At 67.1% G+C, this 20,228-nt stretch carries 16 protein-coding genes; 6 read left to right on the top strand and 10 right to left on the bottom strand.

All coding sequences use genetic code 11. The features are described 5' to 3' along the window. Positions 1–33: 33 nt before the first annotated feature. Together CCZ28_RS04030 and CCZ28_RS04035 are read right to left on the bottom strand one after the other, a co-directional pair. Positions 34–699, bottom strand: coding sequence for a response regulator (locus tag CCZ28_RS04030; protein ID WP_140216109.1), 666 nt, complete (start codon positions 697–699; stop codon positions 34–36). Further along, positions 696–4,091 carry a hybrid sensor histidine kinase/response regulator gene (locus CCZ28_RS04035; RefSeq protein ID WP_140216111.1) on the bottom strand — a complete coding sequence of 1,132 codons (3,396 nt, stop codon included), beginning with the start codon at positions 4,089–4,091 and terminating at the stop codon, positions 696–698. Before CCZ28_RS04035 ends, CCZ28_RS04030 begins: the two co-directional genes overlap by 4 nt. A gap of 292 nt (positions 4,092–4,383) precedes the next feature. Here CCZ28_RS04035 and urtA point away from each other — a divergent pair, with 292 nt between their 5' ends. Genes urtA through urtE form a run of 5 tightly spaced genes read left to right on the top strand, consistent with a single transcriptional unit; the run spans position 4,384 to position 9,271 of the window. Continuing rightward, complete coding sequence (gene urtA / locus CCZ28_RS04040; protein ID WP_140216113.1) at positions 4,384–5,628, top strand: urea ABC transporter substrate-binding protein; 1,245 nt, start codon at positions 4,384–4,386, stop codon at positions 5,626–5,628. Positions 5,629–5,684: 56 nt separating this feature from the next. Next, positions 5,685–6,602, top strand: coding sequence for an urea ABC transporter permease subunit UrtB (urtB, locus tag CCZ28_RS04045; RefSeq protein ID WP_167509205.1), 918 nt, complete (start codon positions 5,685–5,687; stop codon positions 6,600–6,602). 10 nt (positions 6,603–6,612) lie between these two features. Beyond that, complete coding sequence (urtC, locus tag CCZ28_RS04050; RefSeq protein WP_140216115.1) at positions 6,613–7,773, top strand: urea ABC transporter permease subunit UrtC; 1,161 nt, start codon at positions 6,613–6,615, stop codon at positions 7,771–7,773. After that, positions 7,770–8,534: an urea ABC transporter ATP-binding protein UrtD gene (gene urtD, locus CCZ28_RS04055; RefSeq protein ID WP_140216116.1), complete on the top strand. Its 765-nt coding sequence runs from the start codon at positions 7,770–7,772 to the stop codon at positions 8,532–8,534. The genes urtC and urtD overlap by 4 nt, the downstream gene beginning before the upstream one ends. A gap of 47 nt (positions 8,535–8,581) precedes the next feature. Then, positions 8,582–9,271, top strand: a complete 690-nt coding sequence (gene urtE / locus CCZ28_RS04060) for an urea ABC transporter ATP-binding subunit UrtE (protein ID WP_140216118.1) — start codon at positions 8,582–8,584, stop codon at positions 9,269–9,271. A gap of 333 nt (positions 9,272–9,604) precedes the next feature. Here the strand turns inward: urtE and CCZ28_RS04065 are convergent, their stop codons facing one another. The 8 genes from CCZ28_RS04065 to CCZ28_RS04100 all read right to left on the bottom strand — a co-directional run bounded on the left by CCZ28_RS04065 (position 9,605) and on the right by CCZ28_RS04100 (position 18,733). After that, complete coding sequence (locus CCZ28_RS04065) at positions 9,605–10,843, bottom strand: Zn-dependent hydrolase (RefSeq protein WP_140216120.1); 1,239 nt, start codon at positions 10,841–10,843, stop codon at positions 9,605–9,607. A gap of 12 nt (positions 10,844–10,855) precedes the next feature. Further along, positions 10,856–12,031 (bottom strand): amidase, encoded by a 1,176-nt coding sequence (locus tag CCZ28_RS04070; protein WP_140216122.1) that lies wholly within the window; start codon positions 12,029–12,031, stop codon positions 10,856–10,858. A gap of 30 nt (positions 12,032–12,061) precedes the next feature. Beyond that, positions 12,062–13,057 carry an ABC transporter ATP-binding protein gene (locus tag CCZ28_RS04075; protein WP_140216124.1) on the bottom strand — a complete coding sequence of 332 codons (996 nt, stop codon included), beginning with the start codon at positions 13,055–13,057 and terminating at the stop codon, positions 12,062–12,064. Continuing rightward, positions 13,050–14,123 (bottom strand): ABC transporter ATP-binding protein, encoded by a 1,074-nt coding sequence (locus CCZ28_RS04080; RefSeq protein ID WP_140216126.1) that lies wholly within the window; start codon positions 14,121–14,123, stop codon positions 13,050–13,052. The genes CCZ28_RS04075 and CCZ28_RS04080 overlap by 8 nt, the downstream gene beginning before the upstream one ends. Further along, positions 14,120–15,013, bottom strand: a complete 894-nt coding sequence (locus tag CCZ28_RS04085; protein WP_140216128.1) for an ABC transporter permease — start codon at positions 15,011–15,013, stop codon at positions 14,120–14,122. The genes CCZ28_RS04080 and CCZ28_RS04085 overlap by 4 nt, the downstream gene beginning before the upstream one ends. A gap of 1 nt (position 15,014) precedes the next feature. Continuing rightward, entirely contained in the window at positions 15,015–15,968 is a 954-nt protein-coding gene (locus tag CCZ28_RS04090) for an ABC transporter permease (RefSeq protein ID WP_058761926.1), read from the bottom strand. Positions 15,969–16,055: 87 nt separating this feature from the next. Beyond that, positions 16,056–17,729 carry an ABC transporter substrate-binding protein gene (locus tag CCZ28_RS04095; protein ID WP_140216130.1) on the bottom strand — a complete coding sequence of 558 codons (1,674 nt, stop codon included), beginning with the start codon at positions 17,727–17,729 and terminating at the stop codon, positions 16,056–16,058. A gap of 203 nt (positions 17,730–17,932) precedes the next feature. Further along, complete coding sequence (locus CCZ28_RS04100; RefSeq protein WP_140216132.1) at positions 17,933–18,733, bottom strand: IclR family transcriptional regulator; 801 nt, start codon at positions 18,731–18,733, stop codon at positions 17,933–17,935. A gap of 255 nt (positions 18,734–18,988) precedes the next feature. Between CCZ28_RS04100 and fmdA the strand changes: the two genes are divergently transcribed. Beyond that, positions 18,989–20,218, top strand: coding sequence for a formamidase (fmdA, locus tag CCZ28_RS04105; protein WP_140216134.1), 1,230 nt, complete (start codon positions 18,989–18,991; stop codon positions 20,216–20,218). Positions 20,219–20,228 lie beyond the last annotated feature (10 nt).

A 20,228-nucleotide genomic window follows, 5' to 3' on the forward strand; every position in this document is an offset into this window, starting at 1 on the left:
ACTGGAAGGATGCGGCAGGCGGTACTTCTCGCCTCAGCGACAGGCCGCGATGGCCAGGGTGGCGGCGGCGGTGCGGGTTTCCACGCCGAGCTTCACATAGACGTGTTCCAGGTGCTTGTTCACCGTCCGCGGTGAGAGGCCGAGGATGTCGCCGATGTCGCGGTTGGTCTTGCCGCAGGCCACCCAGTGCAGCACCTCGACCTCGCGGCCGGTCAGTTGGTAGCGGCTGCTGAGGGGCGCGAGGTCCAGCGCGGTCCTGGCCTGGGGCCGGCTCACCGGCAGGCTCCTGGCCGCCTGGAGTTCGCGGGCCGTGCGCAGGTGGGCGGCCACCCGTGCCAGCACCTCGTCGGTCTTCAGCGGCTTGGTGACGTAGTCGATGCCGCCCGCGGCGAAGGCCTCCACCACATGTTCGCTCTCGGTCAGGGCGGTCATGAACAGCACCGGGATGTCGGCCAGTTCGGCCTGGGCCTTGATCCGCCGGCAAGTCTCGAAGCCGTCCAGGCCAGGCATCACCGCATCGAGCAGCACCACGTCTGGCCGCCGGCGCTGCATGCGTTCCAGGGCGCTGGCCCCGTCCATGGCCACCAGCACCATGTAGCCGCTGGCGTCCAGCGCATCGGAGAGCAGCGCGAGGTTGTCGGGGGTGTCATCGACGATCAGCACGACGCCGGCGGGAGCGGGCTGTAGGACGGCATTCATGGGTGTTCTCCTTCCAGGGGCAGGTCGGCCGGCTGCAGGCTGTCCTTGAGGCGGCGGTTGAAGTCGTTGAGCTGGAAGCGCTTGACCAGGCTGCGCAGGCTGGCGACATAGGCGGCGCTGAGCGGCTCGTCGCGCTCGATGCGCTCCAGGCATTCGAGGATACCCTTGACGTAGCCCAGGGCGCCCAGCTCCCGTAGCTCGGCCAGACTGGCGGCGCTCGGTGCCTGCAGGGGCAGCGGCGATGCCTGGGGTGGCCCCGCTGGGCGCTCCAGCCATTCCAGGTTCAGGTGCTTCCTGATCTTCTCCAGCAACTGCGGCGTGTGCACCGGCTTGGCCAAGTAGTCGTCGCAAGCGGCGGCGGCGCTGCGCTCACGGTCGTCGGCGAAGGCATTGGCGGAGATGACGATGATCGGCGCCCGGGAGAGGCCGTTGCGGCGGATCAGGGTGCTGGTCTCCAGGCCGTCGAGCAACGGCATGGACAGGTCCATGAGGATCAGGTCCGGCTGCCACAAGGCCACCTGGCGGATGGCGTCCTGACCGTTGCTGGCCTCGGCCAGTTCGAAACCCAGGGGTTCGAGCATGCCGGCCAACACGCGGCGATGGTCGAGGTGATCGTCCACCAGCAGTACCCGACGGCGCGGCCCCTGGTAGCCGCTGATAGGGTGCTCGACGTGGACCAGCGCCTGGGGCACCCGCACCTCGGAAAGGAACAGCCGCACGATGAAGCGGGTGCCCTGGCCTGGCGTACTCTGGACATCCAGGGCGCCGCCCATGAGGGTCACCAGCATGCGGGTGATGGTCAGGCCCAGGCCGAGGCCGTTGTCCTGGCGCAGCGGGTCACCGCGTTCGAAAGGCTGGAACAGCCGCTCCAGCTGCTCCGGGGCGATCCCCAGGCCGCTGTCGAGGATCTCGAAGGTGGCGGTTTCCCGCGCGTAGGTGACCCCCAGCACCACGCCGCCCCGGTCGGTGTAGCGCACGGCATTGCCGAGCAGGTTGATGAGGATCTGGCGGACGCGCTTTTCGTCGCCGCGGACCACCGCTGGCAGGCGCCCTTGGGCGTCGAGGCGGAAGCCCAGGCCCTTGTCCTGGGCCTGGGGGGCGAACATCTGCTGCAGCTGCTCGATGAATTCCGGGAAGGGGATTTCCGAGGGTTCCAGGTTGAGCTTGCCGGCCTCGATCTTGGCCACGTCCAGCAGGCCGTCGATCAGCGACAGCAGGTGCGAGCCGCTGCGGTAGATGGTGGCCAGGGCGTCCTGCTGGCGGCTGTTGCTGGCTGCATCGCGCTGCAGGATCTGGGTGTAGCCGAGGATGCTGTTCAGCGGCGTGCGCAGCTCATGGGACAGGCCGGTGACGTAGCGACTCTTGGCGGCGTTGGCGGCCTCCGAGGCTTCCTTGGCGCGCTGCAGGGCCTCGTCGGTCTTGCGGTGGGCCTGGATTTCCTGCATCAGCAGCGCGGTCTGGCGGGTCGACTCCTCCAGGGCCACGTGGCGGCTCTCGCGGGTCAGCACCACCCACCAGGCCAGCGCCCCGGCGAACAGGGTGAGCACCATGAAGGCCTTGAAGAAACCCTGGTAGAGCAGGTGGCGCTCGTCGCCCTGCAGGCCCTGGGAGACCTGGCTGTAGATCAGCGCCAGGGCGCAGAACATCAGCCCGACCATGACCAGCAGCACGCCCAGATAATGCGCCAGGCGGGTATGCAGGCGCGGCACCGAGGTGTTCGGCAGCAGCCAGCGCAGCAAGGTATCGAACTGCGCGGACAGCCGCGCCGCGGGCTTGCACAGGTCGCCGCAGCGCGCGTCCAGGGCGCAGCACAGCGAGCAGATGGGCGCGCCGTACGCTGGGCAGAAGGCGATGTCTTCGCGCTCGAAGGCGTTGGTGCAGAGCACGCATTCCAGGTGGACCTGGGCGGGATGGAGCAGCTTCAGCACGCTGGTGCGGGCGATGTAGTAGCGGCCCCGGGTGAGCCAGGCCAGCAGCGGGGCGCAGACCAGTGCCGCGAGCAGGGACACCGCCGGCGAGATGGCCTGGGCCAGGGCGCCGAACACCCCGGCGTGGGCCAGGCCGGAGAGCAGCGAGGCCAGCAGCATGGCCCCGACCCCCACCGGGTTGATGTCGTAGAGGTGCGCGCGCTTGAACTCTATGTGCCTGGGCGACAGCCCCAGCGGCTTGTTGATCACCAGGTCGGCGACCACCGCGCCGATCCAGGCGATGGCGATGTTGGCATAGAGCCCGAGCACCTCCTCGATGGCCTGGAACACCCCCAGCTCCATGAGCATCAACGCGATCAGCACATTGAACACCAGCCAGACCACGCGGCCGGGATGGCTGTGGGTGACCCGGGCGAAGAAGTTGGACCAGGCCAGGGAGCCGGCATAGGCGTTGGTCAGGTTGATCTTGATCTGGCTGACGATGACGAACAGCACCATGGCGCCCATGGCCCAGCCCGGCGACGAAAAGACGTAGCCGAAGGCCACCAGGTACATCTGGGTCGGCTCGGCGGCGCGCTCCAGGGGGATTTCATGCTGCAGGGCGAGAAAGGCCAGGAAGGCGCCGGCGAGCATCTTCAGCGCCCCGGGCAGGATCCAGCCAGGGCCGGCCAGGAGCAGCGCGGCCCACCAGCGGCGGCGGTTGGCGGCGGTCTTCTCGGGCAGGAAGCGCAGGTAATCGACCTGTTCGCCGATCTGGGTCACCAGCGCCAGGCCCACGGTGCAGGCGGCGCCGAAGGACAGCAGGTTGAAGGCACCGGCCTCGCCCTCGCGGCCGGCGAAGGTGGTCCAGTCCGCCAGGGCACCGGGATTCTTGGCGATGACGAAGGCGTAGGGCAACGCCAGCAGGATCAGCCAGAGCGGCTGGCTCCACAGCTGCAGGCGATTGATCAGGGTGATGCCATAGGTGACCAGGGGAATCACGATGATCGAGCAGATCACATAGGCCAGCGCCAGGGGGATGCGGAAGTACAGCTCCAGGGCCAGCGCCATGATCGCCGCTTCCAGGGCGAAGAACAGGAAGGTGAAGCTGGCGTAGATCAGCGAGGTGATGGTGGAGCCGATGTAGCCGAAACCGGCGCCGCGGGTGAGCAGATCCATGTCCACCCCATAGCGCGCCGCGTAGTAGCTGATCGGCAGGCCGGTGAGGAAGATCACCAGGCTCACCGCCAGTACCGCCCAGAGGGTGTTGGTGAAGCCGTAGCTGATCGCCAGGGCGCCGCCGATGGCCTCCAGGGCCAGGAAGGAGAGGGCACCCAGGGCGGTATTGGCGATGCGGAATTCCGACCATTTGCGGAACGACCGGGGGGTGTAGCGCAGGGCGTAGTCTTCCAGCGTCTCGTCGGCGACCCAGCTGTTGTAGTCGCGGCGGATCTTGGCGATGCGTTGCGTCCCGGTCTGCTGCACGGCTGGGCTCCTGAGGGGGCGGTGGGCTCGTCAGGCAAGTTCCGTGCCCCACCATGGGGCCCGTGCCTGACGCCTCGGCATATATCGCCCGGGCAACCTTGCTCCGCGCGGGCGCGCGATGGACCCAGCATGCCCCAGGGCGTTGCAGCCGGCAGTACGTCAGATGACGTATGCCCTTACGTCATCCTGCGTATGTTCGGTAGCGGCACCGCCACCCCATTCTTGCTCCGCAGCGAAAACCCGCAGTCCTGGCCCCCAGGGACGAACGGCAATCACCTAGAGGAGCGAGAAGATGCACAGATCATCGGGCGTGAAATCCAGCCTTCCCCGGCGCCTGGCGCTGGGCGCCGCGGCGTTGTCCCTGCTGGCGGCCAGCGTGTTCAGCCAGGGCGTGATGGCGGACGCCGCCAATACCACGGGCCTGGCCGTCACCGACAAGGAGGTCACCGTTGGCCAGTTGCATTCGGCCACCGGCACCATGGCCATCTCCGAGACCGGCGCCATCCAGGCCGAGCGCCTGGCCATCGAGCAGATCAATGCCCAGGGCGGGGTGCTCGGCCGCCAGGTCAAGATCATCCAGGAAGACGGCGCCTCCGACTGGCCAACCTTCGCCGAAAAGGCCAAGAAGCTGCTGGAGGCCGACAAGGTCGCCGCGGTGTTCGGCTGCTGGACCTCGGCCTCGCGCAAGGCGGTGCTGCCAATCTTCGAGAAGGACAACGGCCTGCTCTACTACCCGACCTTCTACGAGGGCCTGGAGCAATCGAAGAACGTCTTCTACACCGGCCAGGAAGCCACCCAGCAGATCCTCTCGGCGCTGGACTGGCTGGCCAAGGAGAAGGGCGCCAAGACCTTCTACCTGGTGGGCTCGGACTACATCTGGCCGCGCACCTCGATGAAGATCGCCCGCAAGCACATCGAGAACGTGCTGCACGGCGAGGTGGTGGGGGAGGAGTACTACCCGCTGGGCGGCACCCAGTTCGGCTCCCTGACCAACAAGATCAAGCTGAAGAAGCCCGACGTGGTCTTCGCCGCGGTGGTCGGCGGTTCCAACGTGGCCTTCTACAAGCAGCTCAAGGCGGCCGGCATCACCTCCGCCAAGCAGAATCTGCTGACCCTCTCGGTGACCGAGGACGAGATGCTCGGCATCGGCGGCGAGAACATGGCCGGCTTCTACTCGTCGATGAAGTACTTCCAGACCCTGGACAACCCCAACAACAAGGCCTTCGTCGAGGCCTTCAAGGCCAAGTACGGCAAGGACGCGGTGATCGGCGACGTGACCCAGGCCGCCTACCTCGGGCCCTGGCTGTGGAAGATGGCGGTGGAGAAGGCCGGCAGCTTCGACGTCGACAAGGTGGTCGCCGCCTCGCCGGGCCTGGAACTCAAGACCGCCCCGGAAGGCTACGTGAAGGTGCATGACAACCATCACCTCTGGAGCCGCTCGCGCATCGCCCAGATCCAGCCGGACGGCACCTTCAAAGTGGTCTACGAGTCGCCCGAGCTGATCGAGCCAAACCCCTTCCCCAAGGGTTATCAGTAAGCGCCAGTTCGGGGCCGCCTCTGTGGCGGCCCCGCCCACCTCCGCGGGAGAGTCTCATGGAAAGCTTATCGGACTTCGGCGCGATCGCCGTGATGCAGGGCTTCAACGGCCTGTCGGTGTTCTGCGTGCTGCTGCTGATGGCGCTGGGCCTGGCGATCATCTTCGGGCAGATGGGGGTGATCAACATGGCCCATGGCGAATTCCTCGCCGTCGGCGCCTACACCACCTATGTCGTGTCGACGTTGATCCAGCATCATTTCCCCGCCTTGCAGCCCTATTACTTCTTCTTCGCCATCGTCCTGGCCTTCTTCGTCGCCGGCGCCATCGGCTGGCTGGTGGAGTGGGCGATGATCAGCCGGCTGTATCAGCGGCCGCTGGACACCCTGCTGGCCACCTGGGGCCTGTCGCTGATCCTGCAGCAACTGTTTCGCTCGGTGTTCGGCGCCCGCGAGGTGAGCGCCGAGATGCCGGAATGGCTGATGGGCTCCTGGAGCCCTACCGCCAGCATCGACATTCCCAAGAGCGGCCTCTTCGTGATGGCGGTGACGGTGCTGCTGACCATCACCCTGTTCCTCATGCTGTACCGCTCGCGCTGGGGCCTGCAGGTCCGGGCGACGGTGCAGAACCGGCTGATGGCGCGGGCCGTAGGCATCAATACCCGGCGGGTGGACCGCATGACCTTCGCCCTGGGCTGCGGCGTGGCCGGGGTGGCCGGCGCGGCCTTCACCACCATCGGCTCCATCGGCCCCACCGCGGGTTCGCTGTACATCGTCGATACCTTCCTGGTGGTGGTGTTCGGTGGCGCGGCCAGCCTGCTCGGCACCATCGCCTCGGCCTTCGGCATCGCCCAGGCGCAATCGCTGCTGGAGTTCTTCCTCTCCGGCTCCATGGCCAAGGTGCTGACCCTGTCGGCGGTGATCCTCATCCTGATGCTGCGGCCCCAGGGGCTGTTCTCGGCAAAAGTCCGCAAGTAGGGAGCGCGAGATGAACAAGGCAATCGACAACCTGCTCGGCGGTCGCCAGGGTGCCCTCGGCCTGCTGGTGCTGGCCGCGCTGATCCTGGTGGTGTTCCCGCTGGCGCTGGATACCTTCCGCCTGAACCTGGTCGGCAAGTACCTGACCTATGCGTTCGTCGCCGTAGGCCTGGTGCTGTGCTGGGGCTATGGCGGCATCCTCAGCCTCGGCCAGGGGATCTTCTTCGGCCTCGGCGGCTACTGCATGGCGATGTTCCTCAAGCTGGAGGCCTCGGACCCGGTGAGCACCAAGATCCAGTCCACCCCCGGCATTCCGGACTTCATGGACTGGAACCAGATCACCGAACTGCCCTGGCTCTGGCAGCCGTTCCACAGTTTCGGCTTCACCCTGGTGGCGGTGGTCGCGGTACCGGCGCTGCTGGCCTTCATCATCGGCATGGCGATGTTCAAGCGGCGAGTCGGGGACGTCTATTTCTCCATCGTCACCCAGGCCATCGCCGCCATCCTGAGCATCCTCATCATCGGCCAGCAGGGCCTGACCGGCGGGGTCAACGGCATCACCGACCTGAAGACGGTACTGGGCTGGGACATCCGCCCGGACAGTGCCAAGGTCACCCTGTACTTCATCAACGCCGGCCTGCTGTTCGCCTGCATCCTGCTCGCCCGCTTCGTGCTGGCCTCCAAGCTCGGTCGGCTGCTGGTGGCCATGCGCGACAAGGAAGAGCGGGTGCGCTTCTCCGGCTACGACGTGGCCAGCTTCAAGATCTTCGTGTTCTGCGTGGCCGCGGCCTTTTCGGCGGTGGGCGGGGCCATGTTCGCCCTGCAAGTGGGCTTCATGTCGCCGTCCTTCGTCGGCATCGTGCCCTCCATCGAGATGGTGATCTTCGCCGCCGTCGGCGGGCGCCTGTCGCTGCTCGGCGCGGTGTACGGCACCCTGCTGGTGAATTTCGGCAAGACCTATTTCTCCGAGTCCTTCCCCGAACTCTGGCTGTACCTGATGGGCGGGCTGTTCATCGCGGTGGTCCTCTACTTCCCCAACGGCCTTGCCGGCCTGTGGAAGAGCCATGGACTGCCCCTGGTCGCCCGCCTCAGACGCCAGCCGGCCCGCACCGTCGCCGCACCAGCCAAGCCCACCGCTGCCAAGCCATCCCCGCTGGAGACTACGCCATGAACACCAGTCCCGTCGGTTTCCAGCTGGCCAAGCCGGTGCTGGCCATCGAAGGCCTGACTGTCTCCTTCGACGGCTTCAAGGCGGTGAACGACCTCAATCTCTATGTCGACCGCAACGAGGTGCACGTGGTGATCGGCCCCAATGGTGCCGGCAAGACCACGGTGCTCGACCTGATCTGCGGCAAGACCCGCGCCACCGCCGGCAGCATCGAATTCAACGGCCGCGAGCTGACCAGGATGAAGGAGTTCGACATCGTCCGCGCCGGCGTCGGTCGCAAGTTCCAGAATCCCTCGATCTACGAAAACCTCACGGTGTTCGAGAACCTGGAGATGTCCTATCCCGAGGGCCGTAAGGTGTTCGGCGCGCTGTTCTTCAAGCGCAGCGCGGCAGTGGTCGCCCGGGTAGCGGAGGTGGCCGAGCAGATCTTTCTCGCCGACCTGCTGCACCAGCAGGCGGACCTGCTCTCCCACGGCCAGAAGCAGTGGCTGGAGATCGGCATGCTGCTGATGCAGGACCCGGAACTGCTGATGCTCGACGAGCCGGTGGCGGGCATGAGCGTGTCCGAGCGGGCCCAGACCGCCGAGCTGCTCAACCGGATCAGCCAGGGGCGCTCGGTGCTGGTCATCGAACACGACATGGAGTTCGTCAAGAGCATCGCCCACAAGGTCACGGTGCTGCACCAGGGCAAGGTGCTGGCCGAAGGCAGCATGGAGGCGGTGCAGAGCGATCCTAAGGTCATCGAGGTGTACCTGGGGCATTGAGACCCCGGCTATCCCCATCCACCCAGCCGATCACGGAGATCCCGGCCATGTTCACCATCCAGAACCTCGTCTCCGGCTACGGCCAGAGCCGCATCCTCCACGAACTCAGCCTGGACGTGGCGAAACAGGAAATCGTCGCCGTCATGGGGCGCAACGGCATGGGCAAGAGCACCTTCTTCCGCAGCCTCATGGGCATCCTGCCGAGCTGGAGTGGCAGCGTCGCGGTGGACGGCCAGGATGTCTCGACATTGGAGACCCACCAGCGGGTCGAGCGCGGCATCGCCTACGTGCCCCAGGGGCGGATGATCTTTTCCCACATGACGGTGCTGGAGAATATCCAGACCGGCCTGCCGGCCTCGGCCAGGGGCAGGGTGCCGGACGATCTCTATGCGCTGTTCCCGGTGCTGCACGAGATGCGCCAGCGCAAGGGCGGCAACCTCTCCGGCGGCCAGCAGCAACAACTGGCTATCGCCCGCGCCCTGGCCACCAATCCCAAGGTGCTGCTGCTGGACGAGCCGACCGAGGGCATCCAGCCCTCGATCATCAAGGACATCGCCCGCACCCTGAAGGAGATCCGCACCATGCGGGACTTGACCATCGTGGTGTCCGAGCAGGTGCTGTCCTTCACCCTCGATATCGCCGACCGCTTCCTGGTGATCGAGAAGGGCCGCTTCGTGGTGGAGGAAACCCGCGACAAAGTCGACGAGGCGACCATCAGCCGCTATCTGTCGGTCTGAGCGCCTGTGCGCTATCCACATCGGTCTCGGCCATGCCGGTGCGCTGTAGCGACCGCTCTTACAGTATGGATTGCCCTTTATGAGCAACTGTCTTACCGCCGCCATGGCCGTGATAGACCGTAGGTTGGGTTGAGACGGCTCCATCGTCGAAGCCCAACATGACCGGCGCCCGGAGACCGTGTTGGGCTTCGCTGCGCTCAACCCAACCTACGCCGTCCGGCAGGAACAGTCGCTACGGCGCACCGGCATGGCCGCGATAGCGAACGTCCGCCGTCCGCTTGCTCGTGTGATGTTTCAGACGTTCGCCTCTGAAACACCACACGAGAGGATCCGTCAGGACGCCCGGGCCAGCACCGCATGCAGCAACACATTGGCGCCTGCGGCCAGGTGCTCCTGCTGGGCATCCTCCAGCTCGTTGTGGCTGATGCCGTCCTTGCAGGGCACGAAGATCATGGCGCTGGGTGCCACCGCGGCCAGGTAGACGGCGTCGTGGCCGGCGCCGCTGACCACATCCATGCTGGCCAGCCCCAGGGTGTCCGCCGCGCTGCGCACCAGCCCGATGCAGTCGGCATCGAAGTGACAGGGCTTGAAGTAGACGACCTGTTCCACGGCGACATCCAGCCGCGCATCGCTGGCCATCAGCGCCGCGCAGCTGTCTCGTAGCGCCTGGTCCATGGCGGACAGCACGGCGTCGTCGAGGGCGCGCAGGTCGACGGAGAACTTGACCGTACCGGGGATGGTGTTGCGCGAGTTGGGCGACACCTGTATGAAGCCGACCGTGGCCCGCGCATGGGGGGCGTGGTCGAGGGCGATCTGGTTGATCCGCTGTACCAGCTGGGCGGCGGCCAGCAGTGCATCGTGGCGCTGGTTCATGGGCGTGGGACCGGCATGGGCCTCCATGCCGGTGACGACCACGTCGTACCAGCGCTGGCCGAGGGCGCCGGGGACCACGCCGATGGTCAGGTCATGGGCTTCGAGGACCGGTCCCTGTTCGATATGGGCTTCGAAATAGGCGTCGAACATCCCGTTGGGCACCTCGCCGGGCGCCTGGCTGCCGGCGTAGCCGATGCGCGCCAGTTCACCGCCCACGGTCAGGCCGTCGATGTCCTGTTGCGGCAACACCTCGTCCAGGCCGAAGGCACCACTGAACACGCCGGAGCCCATCATGACCGGGACGAAGCGCGAGCCTTCCTCGTTGGTCCAGGCCACCACCTCCAGGGGCGCGGCGGTGCGGATGCCGGCGTCGTCGAGGGTGCGCAGCACCTCCAGGCCGGCGAGGACGCCGAAGTTGCCATCGAACTTGCCGCCGGTGGGCTGGGTATCGATATGGCTGCCCATGGCGATGGCCCGGCGACTGGGGTCGCTGCCTTCACGGCGGGCGAAGATGTTGCCGATGGCGTCCACCCGTACGCCCAGCCCGGCTTCCCGGCACCAGGTCACGAAGAGGTCACGCCCTTGGCGGTCCAGGTCGGTCAGCGCCAGGCGGCAGACGCCACCCTTGGCGGTGCCGCCGATCTCGGCGAGGTGCATCAGGGATTGCCAGAGGCGGTCGGAGTTGATCTGCAGGGTCATGGGTAGCTCCAGTCAGGGCAGACGCTGGCCGGTCAGGCGACGGGCCAAGGCGATGAGGGAGAGATCGCTGCCACGCGGGCCGATCAGCGACAGCCCCAGGGGCGCGCCTTCGACCTGCAGCAGCGGCAGGGAGAGCTGGGGGCACCCCGACAGCACCGACAGGCAGAGCAGGCGGATGGACAGGTTGCGGTAGTCCTCCAGCGCCTCGTCCGAGGTGCTTAGCAGCGGTGCGACATCGGGCATGGTCGGCAGCAGGAGCACGCCGTCCCGGCCGAGCAGCGCCTGGAAGCGTTCCGCGAAGTCCCCTGCCGTCTGCCTGGCGGACGCGACCTGGCTATCGTCGAGGGTCTGGGCCCAGGCCACACGCTCCTTCACGCCCGGACCGAGCTGGACCGGATGGCGCGAGAGGAAATCGCCCTGGTTCTCCCAGACCTCGCGGCCCTGGATGTGGCGGAACGCCCAGTAGAGCTCGTCCAGGGGCAGCACCGCGCCCTTGACCGGGGTCGGCAGCAATTCGAGCTCGTCCAGCAGGGCGCGGGTGGTCTCGCGGACGCTGGGGGTGACCAGGGCCAGGAGGTCGGTCGCCAGCAGCAGTCGCGGCAGCGCTGGCAGGGGGCTGGGATCCGCGCCGAGCAGCACGTCGCCGACCCGGGCGAAGGTGTTTAAATCGCGGGCGAACCAACCGCAGGTATCGAAGCTGTGGGCCAGCGGCATGCAGCCGTCCAGGCTGATGCGGCCGTGGGTGGGACGCAGCCCGATCAGCCCACAATGGCTGGCCGGCGCCCGTACCGACCCTCCGGTGTCGGTGCCGAGGGCGAAGTCGCACAGACCGTTGGACACCGCCGCAGCCGAGCCGGAACTGGATCCACCGGGAATCCGCAAGGGCGCGGCGCCATTGCGCGGCGTGCCGAAGTGGGCGTTCTTGCCGGTCATGGAAAAGGCCAGTTCATCGGTGATGACCTTGCCGGTGAAGCGGGCGCCGGCCTCCAGCAACTGCCGGACGACCGGGGCATGGCTGGACTTGAGTCCGGACGCGGCCAGCTTGTGCGGATTGCCGCAGCCGGTGGGATAGCCGGCGACGTCGAAGAGATCCTTGACGGCGAAACTCAAGCCGCCGAGAGGGCCGCTGTCCGCGTGGGGTACGGGACTGTCGGGATAGGGCAGGTAGCAGTGGGCTTGGGCGTTCATGGGGGCTCCGCAGGCGTTCGAAAGGGCGATTCAGTGAAGGGCGCTAGGCGGTGCGGTCTGCGCCAGTTGCCAGCAGGCCGCGCGGTGGCCGTGGCCGAGCGGGGTCGCCTCCGGCACCGCCTGGTGGCAGTGTTCCTGGGCCAGGCCGCAGCGCTCGGCGAAGGCACAGCCGGGCGGCAGGCGGGACAGGTCCGGCGGGGCGCCGCCGATGCTGTCCAGGCGCTTGCCTTTTTGCAGGGCGCCTTCGCTACGGCTCTTCAGCAGCGCCTGGGTGTAGGGATGGCGGGGTTGGGTCAGCAGCACGGCCGCCGGGCCTTCCTCGACGATGCGCCCGGCGTACATCACCGCCATGCGGTCGGCGACTTCCGCAGCGGCGCCGATGTCGTGGGTGACGAAGACGATGGACAGGCCGAGTTCGCGTTGCAGCTCGCGCAGCAACAGCAGGATCTGGATCTGCACCGTGGCGTCCAGCGCCGTGGTCGGCTCGTCGGCCAGCAGCACCTGGGGATTGCAGGCCAGGGCCAGGGCGATCATGGCGCGCTGGCGCATGCCCCCGGACATCTCGTGGGGGAAGGCGTCGAGGCGGCGTTCCGGGCTGGGGATACGCACCCGTTCGAACAGCTGCAGGGCGCGCGCCCGGGCCTCGGCCTTGCTCAGCCCCTCATGGCGGCGGATGGCCTCGATGATCTGCTGGCCGAGGGTGTAGACCGGGTCGAGGGCCAGCAGCGGCTCCTGGAAGATCATGGCGACGCGCTTGCCGCGCAGCTGGGTCAGCGCCTGGGCCGACAGCGCCAGCACATCTTCCCCGGCGATCTGCAGCCCGCCGGCATAGCGGGTGGTCTTTTCCGGATGCAGCCGCATCAGGGCGCGCAGCGTCACGCTCTTGCCGGAGCCGGACTCGCCGATCAGTGCCAGCACCTCGCCCTGGCCGACCTCCAGGGACACGCCGTTGACCGCCTGGATGCGCTTGCCCGGCGGGTGGAATTCCACGTGCAGGTCACGCAGCTGGATGAGGGCCTCAGACATGGCTCGCCTCCGGGGACGGGTTGGGGGACAGCACGTAGCCGGAGTCGGGCTCGTAGCGCAGGCAGGCCACGCTACGACCCGGCTCGGCCTCGGCGAAGCGCGGTGCGCGTTGGGCGCAGACGGCTTGCGCGAACTCGCAGCGGGTATGGAAACGGCAGGCGGACGGGGGCGCTATGGGATTCGGCGGATCGCCCGCCAGCGGGGCTTCCTTGGTACGGTGCAGGGGATCGGTACTGGGCATGGAGCGCAGCAGCGCCCGGGTATAGGGGTGCAGGGGGCGCTCGAACAGGGCATCGGCCTCGCCCACCTCGACCACCTCGCCGAGGTACATCACCAGCACCCGGTCGGAGACGTAGCGCACCACATTGAGGTCATGGCTGATGAAGACATAGGTCAGCCCCAGCGCCTCTTTCAAATCTGCCAGCAGGTTCAGCACCTGGGCCTCCACCGACTTGTCGAGCGCGGAGACGGATTCGTCGAGGATGATCAGCCGCGGCTCCAGCGCCAGCGCCCGGGCGATGTTGACGCGCTGCCGCTGGCCACCGGACAGCTCGTGGGGATAGCGCCCGGCGAAGCGACTCGGCTCCAGCCCGACCCGCGCCAGCAGGTCATGGGCGCGGGTCAGGGACTCGGTGCGGGAGACGCCATGCACGCTCGGGCCGAAGGCGATGGAATCCTCGATGGTCATGCGCGGATTGAGCGAGGCGTAGCTGTCCTGGAAGACCATCTGGGTCTGCCGGCGATAGTCGCGTAGCGGCAACACCTCGCCGACGGTCTGGCCATCGAATACCAGCTCGCCGCTGTCCTGGCGGGTGAGTTGCATCAGCAGCCGGGCGGTGGTGGATTTGCCACAGCCGGATTCGCCCACCACGCCCAGAGTCTCGCCCTTGAGCAGGGTGAAGCTCACGCCGTCCACCGCGCGCACTGCCAGGCGCTCCCGGCGCAGGCTGAAACCGGTCTTCTTCAAGGGAAAGTGCTTCTTCAGGTCGCGCACGATCAGCAGCGGCTGGGCGGGACCGCCGACGTCGCGCGGGTCAAGCGGGGCTGGCAGGGGCGACGGGCTCATTGCTTGACCTCCATGGCCGAACGCAGGCCGTCGGCCAGCATGTTGAAGGATACCGAGGTGATGAAGATCAGCAGGCCGGGCAGGGCGGCGACCCAGGGCTGGCTGTAGATGGCGGTGCGCAGGGTATTGAGCATCAGCCCCCATTCGGGCTCGGGCGGCTTGACGCCGAGGCCGAGGAACGACAGCCCCGAGGCCAGGATCATCGACACCGAGATCAGGCTGGTGGCATAGACGAAGATGGGCCCTATGACGTTGCCCAGCACGTGCTTGCGCACGATCAGCAGGGCCGAGGCGCCACTGGCCCGTGCCGCGTCCACGTAGTCGCTGCGCCGCACCGCGGTGGTCACGCTTTCGGCGATGCGGGCGATCTGCGGCACGAAGACGATGGTCAGGGACACCAGGGCATTGGTGATACCCGCCCCCAGGGCCCCGGACAGGGCGATGGCCAGCAGCACCGAGGGGAAGGCGTAGAGCACGTCGATGCAGCGCATGATGACCGTGTTCAGCCAGCCACCGGCGTAGCCGGCGACGATGCCGAGGGTGCCGCCGAGGACGAAGGCCAGGATCACCGGGGCGATGCCCATGAACAGCGACAAGCGGGCGCCGAGGATCAGCCGCGAGAGCAGGTCCCGCCCGAGTTCGTCGCCGCCCAGCGGCAGCCCCGGCGTGCCGATGGGCTTCAGCCGCTTGAGCATCGAGGTGGCGAAGGGATCGTGGGGCATGATCCAGGGCGCGAACACCGCCATGAGGAGCAGCAGCAGGATGATACTGGCCGAGACCATCGCCAGCGGGTTGCGCACCAGGCGGTGCAGCACGTTGGCGAGGTGGCTGCGCGAGCGCGCGACACCGGGCGCGGCGGGGGTGAGGGACGTCTGGATGGCGGCGGTCATGTCAGCCTCGTTCGATACGGGGGTCGAGGACGGTCTGGAGGACGTCGACCAGCAGGTTCAGCAGCACGAAGAACAGCGCCAGGATCAGGATCGAGCCCTGCAGCAGCGGCAGGTCGCGTTGGAAGATCGCCTGGTTGAGCAGGAAACCGGTGCCGGGCCAGGCGAATACCGTCTCGATCAGGATCGAGCCGCCGAGCAGGTAACCCAATTGCAGCCCCACCACCGCCAGGGCGGTGGGCGCGCAGTTCTTCACCACGTGGCGCAGCACCCCGCCTTCGCTCAGGCCGCGGGCGCGCAGGCCGATGACGAATTCCTGTGCCAGGGTGTCCGCCACCAACGCCCGTACGGTACGGGCGACGATGCCCATGGGAATGAAGGACATGGTCACCGCCGGCAGGATCAGGTACTGGACGTGAGCCCAGTCCCAACGCCAGTCGCTGGAACCGCCCGGTCCGGCGCCGGTGGCCGGCAGCCACATCAGCTGGGCGGAAAAGACGATGACCAGCACCATGCCCAGCCAGTAGTTGGGCAGGCTCACGCCGATGACCGACACCAGCGAGGCCAAGCGGTCGGCCCAGGAGTTGCGGAAGTAGCCGGCGACGAAGCCGAACAGCGAGCCCAGGCTGAAGCCGATCAGGCTGGCGAGGACGGCGATCATCAGGGTATTGCCGACCGCCTTGAGCACCTCGCCGGTCACCGGCCGGCTGGTGGCGATGGAGGTACCCAGATCGCCGTGCAGGGCCCGCCACACCCAGCGCAGGAATTGCTCGGGCAGCGGTCGATCGAAGCCGTAGACCCTCATCATCTGCCGCTGCAGTTCGGCCGAGGCATCGGCGGGCAGGATGGACACCAGCGGATCGCCTGGCGCTATGTGCACCAGCATGAAACAGAGGAAGGCCACCCCGAGCATGATGGGTAGCGCATAGAGCAGACGGCGAAGCAGATAGCCGAGCATGGTGGTAAGCCTCCGGGCCTGTGCCTGCGGGAGTCCGTGCCGGCGAAGCACGGGGCTGACCGCCCCGGGGGGGCGGTTCAGGCGGCGTCAGTCCATGGTCATGGTGGCGATGTCGATGAACCAGCTGCGGGGTTGCACCACGTGCCCGATCTTCGGCGAGAGGGCGCGCGGGCCGACGTCATGGGCGACGAAGAGGAAGGGCGCCTCGTCGACGATGTTGGCGTGCAGCATGCCCAGGGCCTGGTTGCGCGCCTGTTCATCGAAGGCCGTGCGTGCCTTGGCGATGAGTTGGTCGGTCTGCTCGTTGGTGTAGTAGCCCCAGTTGTTGGAGACCGGCGGCAAGGCCTTGCTGCTGACGAAGCGCACCATGGCGAAGAAGGGATCCATGGTCGCCGCGCTGACGTTGGTCGCGTCCGCGCCGTGCGCCGCCGGGTCCTTGGCACCGAGGCGCCAGCTCGAATAGAGGGTGTTCCATTCCAGGACGTCGAACTGCACGTCGAAGAAGCACTGCTTGAGGTTTTCCTGGATGTACTCGTTCATCGGCAGCGGCTGCATCTGGCCGGAGCCCGAGGCTGAGGTTTGCACCTTGATCTTGGCCGGGTGGTCGGCGGAATAGCCGGCCTCGGCCATCAGCTTCTGTGCCGCGGCCACGTCGTAGCGAACCTGGAAGCTGGGCGAACCGCGCCAGGGGTCGCCCGGCTCCACCACCCCGGTCGCCGGCTCCATCTGCCCGCTGAGCAGGGTCTTGAGTTCGTCGCGATTCACGCAGAGGTTCGCCGCCTGGCGCACGCGCTTGTCATGGAACGGCGATTGCGGCAGCAGGGAGAACTGCCAGGGCCAGAGATGCGGCTGCAGGTTGGAATAGATCTTGTAGCCACGCGCTTTGATCGCATCGAGGGCATCCGGCGCGGGTGCTTCGATCCAGTCCACCTGGCCGGACAGCAGGGCGGCGGTGCGGGCACTGGCTTCGGGCAGGGGCAGTAGCACCACGTGATCGATGTGCGGGCGGCGCTTGGGGTCCCAGTAGGCGGGGTTGGCCGCCAGCTCCAGGCGCTCGCGCGGGACGAACTTGGCCATCTTGAACGGACCCGTGCCGGAGGCGTCGGCGGCGAAGGCCGTCCAGGCCTGCTGGGCGCGTTGCGCCGGATCGGTCACGGCGGCCGGTACGGCGTCGAACTTGGCCTGCCAGTGGGTCGGCGAGGCCATGAACAGGTTGGTGAGGTTGTAGGGCAAGAAGGAGTCCGGTTCGGAGGTAGTGAGCTCGACGGTATAGGGGTCGATCACCCGGGCGGACCTCAGAGTCGGCATGCGCGAGGCCGTGACGCCGATCTGCGAGGGATCGTATTGCGGCGCCGCCTTGTTCAGCACCTTGTCGACGTTCCAGACCACCGCCTTGGCATCGAAAGGCGAGCCATCGTGGAAGGTCACACCCTGGCGCAGCTTGAAGATCCACTTGGTGTGGTCGTTCGGGTCGACCGCCCAGGACTCCGCCAGGTCGGGAATGAGCACGCTGGGCTTGTCCGCCGCGCTGAGGTCCCACTGGGTCAGGCCGTCGTAGAGGGTGATACCGGTGAAGCGATTGCCCTCGTAGCCCTGGTCCGGCTGGCCCAGGGTACGGGGGATGTCCCCGGCGGTCATGGCGATGCGCAGGGTCTTCTCCTGCGCCGCAGCCAGGCCGCTGCCACCCAGGGCGCAGGCCAGGGCGAGGGTCAGACCGGCAAGCCGGGCAATCGGCGTGGAACGGTTGGCGTCATCGCTCATCGGTATCCCTCATCGGTTGAAGTTGGCTGAGGGTGAAAAAGCAACGTGTATGCCAATCGATACTAAAGTATCGATTATCGATTCAAATTCGCGATCACTTGAGGTGAGGGAGCGTGCCAGACGGCCCTCCGTACCAACCGGGTGTCCAAGCCGCCCACCTGGCCACATTCAAAACGGTGCGCAGACCTGCGGGCAGTGCGCCGTTAGTGCGCGAGGGACTCGGAAATGCTGCGGGCGCAGTCGCGTACCAGGGGCGCGAGTCGCTGCGTCGCCTCTTCCAGGGTCCAACGACTGGTCGGCGGCGAGAGGTGCACGGCCCCTGCCGGCATGCCGTGCCGGTCGACGATGGGGGCGGCGATGCCCATGTCGCCGAGGAACAATTCCTCGCAATTGATGGCGTAGCCCAGGTGGCGAGCGGTCTGGATGCGGGTGAGGATGGCCTCGACATCGGTCAGGGTGCTCGGGGTGCGGGCCTCGCGCGGCGCGGCGGCCAGCACTGCCCGTACTTCGGCGTCGTCCAGGCAGCCCAGGTAGGCGCGGCCCGAACTGGTGCAGTACATGGGAATGCGCATCCCTACCGGGGTGAGCACGGGGATGGTCTGGGTCGTCATGATCTGGGCAATGTAGACCATGCTCTCGTCGACCGGCTCGGTGAGGCTGGCGGTCTCGCCGGAGGCCTGGGCGAGCTGAGCCAGGTAGGGATGCGCCAGCCGCACCAGGGGATGACCTGCCAGGTAGTTGAAGCCCAGTTCGATGACCTTCGGCAGCAGCCGAAAGCGCCGGGTGCTGGGGTCCCGACCGACGTAGCCCAGAACTTCGAGGGTGTGCACGGCGCGCTGCGCGGAGGCCTTGTTCATGTCGGTCAGCCGCGCGATCTCGCCGAGCGTCAGGGTGCGCTGCGCCATGAAGGTCTGCAGGACCTGCAAGCCTTTGCCCAGGGATTGGTTGAACAGCGGATCGGGGAGGGGAGTATTGGTTGGCGGGGCCGAGTCTTCTGCACTCATCGACGGGTCCAGGCTTGAGCGGGTTGCACCAACCTCGGGTTGGTGGTGAGAGCCGGCAGGGCGCCGCTGGCGAACTGTAGCGCAATCACCGATCCAGAAGGGCGGGACGTGGGCAACCTCCGAGAATAGGGCTGCGGCAGGCGGTGGCTACGTCATCCGACGTATTTCCCCCTTTCGCCCTGGCATCAAGACTAGCTCCCGACACCCCGCCCTGGCCCCGATACGCGGGCCCCACCAGGTCCAAGGAGCTTCGTCATGACCGACACCCTGATCAAGGTCGACCTCACCCAGGCCGCCACCGAGAACGAGAACGTCCACAACCGCTGGCACCCCGACATCCCCATGGCCTGCTGGGTCAAGCCGGGTGACGACTTCATCCTGGAAACCTACGACTGGACCGGTGGCGCCATCAAGAACGACGACGACGCCAGCGACGTGCGCGATGTCGACCTCTCCACCGTGCACTACCTGTCCGGTCCGGTGGGAGTGCAGGGTGCCGAGCCGGGCGATCTGCTGGTGGTCGATCTGCTCGACATCGGCGCCAAGGCCGATTCGCTGTGGGGCTTCAACGGCTTCTTCTCCAAGCAGAATGGTGGCGGCTTCCTCACCGATTACTTCCCCTCGGCGCAGAAGTCCATCTGGGACTTCGAGGGCATGTTCACCAAGAGCCGGCACATCCCGGGCGTGCGCTTCGCTGGGCTGATCCACCCCGGCCTGATCGGCTGCCTGCCGGACCCCAAGCTGCTGGCCAACTGGAACGCCCGCGAGCAGGAATTGATCGACAGCAATCCGACCCGGGTACCGCCGCTGGCCAACCCGCCGTTCGCCGCCACCGCGCACCTGGGCAAGCTCACCGGCGCTGCCCGTGATGCCGCCGCCGCGACCGGCGCACGCACGGTGCCGCCGCGCGAGCACGGTGGCAACTGCGATATCAAGGACCTCTCGCGGGGTTCGAAGATCTTCTTCCCGGTCTACGTCGAGGGCGCCGGGCTCTCGGTGGGCGACCTGCACTTCAGCCAGGGCGATGGCGAGATCACCTTCTGCGGCGCCATCGAGATGGCCGGCTGGGTGCACATGAAGGTCGAGCTGATCAAGGGCGGCATGGCCAAGTACGGCATCAAGAATCCCATCTTCAAGCCCAGCCCCATCGTGCCCACCTACAACAACTTCCTGATCTTCGAAGGCATCTCGGTGGACGATGCCGGCAAGCAGCACTACCTGGACGTCAACCTGGCCTATCAGCAGGCCTGCCTCAACGCCATCGAGTACCTGAAGAAATTCGGCTACAGCGGCGCCCAGGGCTATTCGCTACTGGGCTCGGCGCCGGTGCAGGGGCATATCAGCGGGGTGGTCGACATCCCCAACGCCTGCGCCACCCTCTGGCTGCCGACGGACATCTTCGAATTCGACATCAATCCCAGCGCCGCCGGCCCGACCCGCTACCTGGACGGCAGCATCGACATGCCCATCGCCTACGACAAGTAGCGGTCCGCCC

This window comes from Pseudomonas oryzihabitans, from assembly GCF_006384975.1.
GTDB lineage: Bacteria > Pseudomonadota > Gammaproteobacteria > Pseudomonadales > Pseudomonadaceae > Chryseomonas > Chryseomonas psychrotolerans_B.

Excerpts from the sequence above, each read along its gene's own strand:
- CCZ28_RS04030 (WP_140216109.1), bottom strand. The coding sequence starts at position 699 with ATGAATGCCGTCCTACAGCCCGCTCCCGCCGGCGTCGTGCTGATCGTC.
- urtA (WP_140216113.1), top strand. The coding sequence starts at position 4,384 with ATGCACAGATCATCGGGCGTGAAATCCAGCCTTCCCCGGCGCCTGGCG.
- urtB (WP_167509205.1), top strand. The coding sequence starts at position 5,685 with ATGGAAAGCTTATCGGACTTCGGCGCGATCGCCGTGATGCAGGGCTTC.
- urtC (WP_140216115.1), top strand. The coding sequence starts at position 6,613 with ATGAACAAGGCAATCGACAACCTGCTCGGCGGTCGCCAGGGTGCCCTC.
- urtD (WP_140216116.1), top strand. The coding sequence starts at position 7,770 with ATGAACACCAGTCCCGTCGGTTTCCAGCTGGCCAAGCCGGTGCTGGCC.
- urtE (WP_140216118.1), top strand. The coding sequence starts at position 8,582 with ATGTTCACCATCCAGAACCTCGTCTCCGGCTACGGCCAGAGCCGCATC.
- CCZ28_RS04065 (WP_140216120.1), bottom strand. The coding sequence starts at position 10,843 with ATGACCCTGCAGATCAACTCCGACCGCCTCTGGCAATCCCTGATGCAC.
- CCZ28_RS04070 (WP_140216122.1), bottom strand. The coding sequence starts at position 12,031 with ATGAACGCCCAAGCCCACTGCTACCTGCCCTATCCCGACAGTCCCGTA.
- CCZ28_RS04075 (WP_140216124.1), bottom strand. The coding sequence starts at position 13,057 with ATGTCTGAGGCCCTCATCCAGCTGCGTGACCTGCACGTGGAATTCCAC.
- CCZ28_RS04080 (WP_140216126.1), bottom strand. The coding sequence starts at position 14,123 with ATGAGCCCGTCGCCCCTGCCAGCCCCGCTTGACCCGCGCGACGTCGGC.
- CCZ28_RS04085 (WP_140216128.1), bottom strand. The coding sequence starts at position 15,013 with ATGACCGCCGCCATCCAGACGTCCCTCACCCCCGCCGCGCCCGGTGTC.
- CCZ28_RS04090 (WP_058761926.1), bottom strand. The coding sequence starts at position 15,968 with ATGCTCGGCTATCTGCTTCGCCGTCTGCTCTATGCGCTACCCATCATG.
- CCZ28_RS04095 (WP_140216130.1), bottom strand. The coding sequence starts at position 17,729 with ATGAGCGATGACGCCAACCGTTCCACGCCGATTGCCCGGCTTGCCGGT.
- CCZ28_RS04100 (WP_140216132.1), bottom strand. The coding sequence starts at position 18,733 with ATGAGTGCAGAAGACTCGGCCCCGCCAACCAATACTCCCCTCCCCGAT.
- fmdA (WP_140216134.1), top strand. The coding sequence starts at position 18,989 with ATGACCGACACCCTGATCAAGGTCGACCTCACCCAGGCCGCCACCGAG.